Raw genomic sequence first — 4,577 nt, 5'->3', positions numbered from 1 at the left:
TTAAGAAGCTAACAAATACTAAAAATGTCAAAAAAGTGACCTATAAACCAAATGACAAGTAAAACAGCAACAATGCTGGCTATACCTGCGGCAGCATACAATAAAAGAGAAATAGCGAGAACGCTCCCATTTAGTGCTAATGCTATTCTGGCTGAGTTTTTGTTTTCATGGCGAATAAATGAAATAGCAGCAAAAATAATACCAAATACACTGAGCGTTATACTAACTTGTTTGGATAATTCAATTTTATCTAATAAAAGCTGTCGCTGTTCATTGGCAGGATCTACGGTAGGAGCTTGATACGCTTTTCCTTTAATTGCATCCATTGTCGCTTTTTTTATACTACTTACCTTTTCATGAACAATCTGCTCTAACTTAGGTTTGGATTGAACATATTCACGCTCAAAGCTTTGATTAACAAGTATTACAAGAATACTAAAAGCTCCAATGATGATAGCAACTAAACTGAATCGATTATAAACCATAGACATAGTCACTAATATTCCCTATTAAATTATCCCCAATACAACAGCCTAAACCATATTTATTTATTGCTAGTTTACATTATTACACTAAGTCGGATTTATGAATGACGCTTAAAAGGTAAATAATGTTTATCGACATGTTTAGCAAGATTAATTAAATCCGCATAGGCTATCGGTCCTAGCCCTGGCATTTTTTGGGCTAAATAATTTTTAGCCGTTAGGTTTAATTTTTTAGACTCATTAATAACTGATTGCTCTCGAAGTATTGCAGGCTCTACTCCCCAATTATATTCTGGTGTATCTGTTTTTTGTCTACCGATTAAAACCCAATCAATTTTCCCATGATAAGACTCAACAGCAGCTTTTAAGATAGCAATAAAATCTTGATGGTTGCGTTCATCGATAGGACGAAAATGAGTTGAAGGTAGTTCATTGATAGTATCAATCACATACATCTCTCCATCGATAATATTAGTTGGGTCAACAAATGCTTTTCTATACCTCAAGCTACATCGCCTCCAATCTATAGGAATATACTTCATTAAAATACGCAATAATTCATTTCCTTGGTTATTTTCAATTGTCATTATTTTAATCCTGTAGGCTTGTTAGTAATCGTTAGCTTTCCATCATTAATACCTTTGATGTATTTCTCCCAATCTCTGTTCTGCGCAACAAAATTAGGACACTTTTCTGAAACCTGCATCTTCAAGTTAATTGGGTATAAGAGCCTTGAGTGAATAGTAACTATATCTACTCCACATTTTGAATGTTCTTATCGCGGCAAAAGGTTTACTCCTTTATGCCGCAAAAAGTGGCACTACTAAATTGGATCTACAACTATTTGTATTAATAAATTATCTTACGGGTTTTATTTAACAACCGTTACTTTACCATCGATTATTGATAAATAAGGCATGAGAGAAAAAACCCTGTTATCATTCTCAATTGTTAATGGAGAAATTCTATCATACCCTGTTTCAAATCTAAAAATGCGCCCATTCATATATGAATTAAGCTCATAATCTTCCCAATCAATTGGAGTTGCTTTGTATCCATTATCAAAAAACTTTTTGAAATTCATTGATTGCCACATCTTTTGCGTGGTGCTTCCCTGCTCTTTTGCTTGAGTAGCCCAAATCCCTTCAGTTGCCTTGTATATGGCATTTAAATCTTGCTTTTTGAATGCATTTTGTAATGATTCATAAAACATTTTTATTTTAGTAATATCGTTACTTGTCACTGGTGTTGCTGTTGTCCATGCCCAATTAGGCAAATTACTGGCATGAAAAGATTGAGAAACTTCGATCATACCTTTTTCTTTGCCATCCGACCTTGGACTATTGCCAAAATAAGATATTTCCCTTGGGTTAAAATGTGGGTCAACCGTAACTTTACCGTCTTCGACTATAAGTTTAACTCCTGAAACTGGATGTTTTCCGTTTACTTCGGTCACAATTGCTGAGCACCACATATTACTAGTTACTTTATGGTCACCTTTTAATGAATCATTTAGCATAGTAATGCTGAGTTTATTATCTCCATTTTGAAGATAGGAACTTATGGTTTTTCCTATAGTAAAATTACCCTCAATTGAATCTACATTATCCATAACCAACATGTCGTTAATTTTTATAAAACACAAAGCATCATTAGTATTAAAGCTAACGATATAGTTTGTTTTCATTTTTTCTTCTGCATTTGAATTACTCATAACGCCCACCATTCCAAACAACAAAAATACAATTTTAACCCAATGTAAAACGCCAGTCTGATTCATCTTTATTCAAAGCCTCATAAATTATCCATTCTTGATAGACACCTGGTTTTATAGAGGTTGGAAGATCTTTATTATTTTTGTTTTTATCTTTATCTTTTCCAACTCCGTATTTAGCATAAACTTTTGCTTTAATGCCTTCGTGATAAATAACAACCGTTAAATCGTCCCCCTTTTCTATGTCAAAAGCGATATTTAGTTTAGCCGCAATTTCAGCACCAGCTTCAAAAAAACCTTGTATTCCCCAATAGTTAATACCTGCTTCTAAGTGCGCATTACCGATTAATTCACCTTGAATTTCAATATCTCGTCCGTCAGACTCAAACTCACCTTCATCGTCAGTTTTAAATTTAAAGTTACCATGTAATCCACAGCTAAACGTGAGTTCAAGCACCATTTTGGCATAAGCACCTTCGTTGCCTTCCTTAACAGCTTCTTCATTTTTCTCAAGGAATTCTCTTGCATTGTTAACAACAAAATCAACATGTGCATAGGTAGCAAAAGCGGTTAATAGGTCTACAGTAATTTGAAAACCAAATAGAGGCGCAAAACCAACCGAAACATTCCCTTGAGTAATAACACCATAATTTGAAGATTGATGTGTTTTTATTCCGCCTTCTATTTTTAGTACTGGATAGCAGAATTCAGTTGAAACCAAGGGATATTGCACTCTATTTCCTGAGCTTAATACAGAATTGATTTTATTAAATGCAGTATCAATACTATTTGTTAAGTTGAGCTTATTCTTATTTGTAAGAAACTCTTTTTTAAGCTCTGTGTTAAAGGCGACTGTTTCATCACCTATAATACTAGTGATCTCACCTTTAATACCTAATCCAGTTTTAATACCGTATTTTTTTGTGTGTTTAGTCCAGCCACTGTGCGTTGGTCTGTATCCTCTCGCTACATTATTTGCTGTTTGTTCAGCTTTTCGAGCTTCGTTACTCTTTTCCTCTAATGCAGATTCAAGGCCGATCTCAACACTAACTTTAAATTCACGGTATAAAATAAGATCAAATTGAGCGGATGCTAGATGCTTTTTTCCTTCTTTAAAAAGTAAAGCAGTACCATGAGTCATTGGGTTCAGTGTCACCTGGAGTAATTTTATGGCATTGGGAACGGTCAGAAATGGCGCCGCTCCACATTCTGATAATCTCATACCATACCTTTGACGATAACGAGGGTCATCAGTGAAACCTTTTCGATAAATAAAACTATCAAGCATAGATATTGGATTATTTTCCCCGAAAGAAAACTCAGATGTTCTTTTGGTATAAACAAGGACATCATCAAATACTTTCTGTGGGGAAAAATCCCCATAGAGTGAACCATTTTCATTAAATACGTTCCCAATAGGGCAGTTAGGATTATGCGAAATACAACCTTTTGGTGTAGCCATTAACTTTAATGGAACCGTTTTACCTTTTTTAGGTTCTATTAGATAAGTAAATCGCCTAAAAAAATGTTGTTCTTGACGGTATATTTCAGTTTTCCCATCAAAATTTATTGTGGCTTCTAAAGTGCAGTTTGTGGGGATATTGCATGATTGGCAAATATTCGCAAATACACTTGACTGTTTATTTTCAGATGAAGACATCATAATCCCTTACTTAGCTTTAGGTATTACAAGGTAGACTGTAAATACATAAGTTAAATATTAGTTTTAACTTAATATAAGAGTGCTTAAGCAAGCTTCCGCAGTAGCCCCAGTTTAGAAATGTCACGTTTCGGTATTATAAAAAAATAAACCTCTGCCGAGATAAAGACATTAAAAATGTTGGTGACTATGCTAGATAAAAAATTAAATCCCTGAAGGTTATATTCGTTTCTATCAATTAACCAATCGTTACCGACGAGTTACCCATTAATACACCGCCGCAGCTTACCGGATCGCCAGTTCGAGCCGCAGGTTTGCCATCAATAAATACACTACTTGAACCACCAACGATAGTTCTTGAATGCCCACCGTGGGGCGCTAACGCATCTCCTTGCCGAGCCACTGCCTTGCCATCGACTTTTACTGTTGATGAACCTGTAATTACTTGGGTAGGGCCATACTTGCCATGGCCAGTATCTGAATCACCCATGAGAATAATTTTGGGCATAAATTAGTTCCTTATCGAACAATCGTCACTTTTCCATTAATAATGGATAAGTAGGGATAGTAGTGAAATATGAGTCCCTCAGGACTAACTAGTTTTATTGGTAATAGCCGGTTAGGCACTACAATCTCCTTAGGCACTGTACTGCCGATAAAAATCTGGAATGGTATTTATTAACATCATCGATAACTTTTCAATTTTATAAAAGTCCAT

5 protein-coding genes are annotated in these 4,577 nt (G+C 35.0%); all 5 read right to left on the bottom strand.

The genetic code is table 11. From position 1 onward, the window contains the following. Positions 1–8: 8 nt before the first annotated feature. The 5 genes from SJ312_RS22825 to SJ312_RS22805 all read right to left on the bottom strand — a co-directional run bounded on the left by SJ312_RS22825 (position 9) and on the right by SJ312_RS22805 (position 4,367). Positions 9–491, bottom strand: coding sequence for a hypothetical protein (locus SJ312_RS22825; protein WP_153673967.1), 483 nt, complete (start codon positions 489–491; stop codon positions 9–11). Between the two features lie 92 nt (positions 492–583). Beyond that, entirely contained in the window at positions 584–1,072 is a 489-nt protein-coding gene (locus SJ312_RS22820) for a hypothetical protein (protein WP_319868386.1), read from the bottom strand. A 284-nt stretch (positions 1,073–1,356) separates the two neighbouring features. Beyond that, positions 1,357–2,199, bottom strand: coding sequence for a hypothetical protein (locus SJ312_RS22815; RefSeq protein WP_319868384.1), 843 nt, complete (start codon positions 2,197–2,199; stop codon positions 1,357–1,359). Between the two features lie 34 nt (positions 2,200–2,233). Then, positions 2,234–3,859 (bottom strand): hypothetical protein, encoded by a 1,626-nt coding sequence (locus tag SJ312_RS22810; RefSeq protein WP_272575105.1) that lies wholly within the window; start codon positions 3,857–3,859, stop codon positions 2,234–2,236. A 238-nt stretch (positions 3,860–4,097) separates the two neighbouring features. Further along, complete coding sequence (locus tag SJ312_RS22805) at positions 4,098–4,367, bottom strand: type VI secretion system PAAR protein (RefSeq protein ID WP_165880336.1); 270 nt, start codon at positions 4,365–4,367, stop codon at positions 4,098–4,100. Positions 4,368–4,577: the final 210 nt, after the last annotated feature.

It is taken from the genome of Providencia sp. CIM-Carb-044, from assembly GCF_033901115.1.
GTDB lineage: Bacteria > Pseudomonadota > Gammaproteobacteria > Enterobacterales > Enterobacteriaceae > Providencia > Providencia hangzhouensis.
This window is presented reverse-complemented; position numbering and strand designations above follow the sequence as displayed.

Excerpts from the sequence above, each read along its gene's own strand:
- SJ312_RS22805 (WP_165880336.1), bottom strand. The coding sequence starts at position 4,367 with ATGCCCAAAATTATTCTCATGGGTGATTCAGATACTGGCCATGGCAAG.
- SJ312_RS22825 (WP_153673967.1), bottom strand. The coding sequence starts at position 491 with ATGTCTATGGTTTATAATCGATTCAGTTTAGTTGCTATCATCATTGGA.
- SJ312_RS22815 (WP_319868384.1), bottom strand. The coding sequence starts at position 2,199 with ATGAGTAATTCAAATGCAGAAGAAAAAATGAAAACAAACTATATCGTT.
- SJ312_RS22810 (WP_272575105.1), bottom strand. The coding sequence starts at position 3,859 with ATGTCTTCATCTGAAAATAAACAGTCAAGTGTATTTGCGAATATTTGC.
- SJ312_RS22820 (WP_319868386.1), bottom strand. The coding sequence starts at position 1,072 with ATGACAATTGAAAATAACCAAGGAAATGAATTATTGCGTATTTTAATG.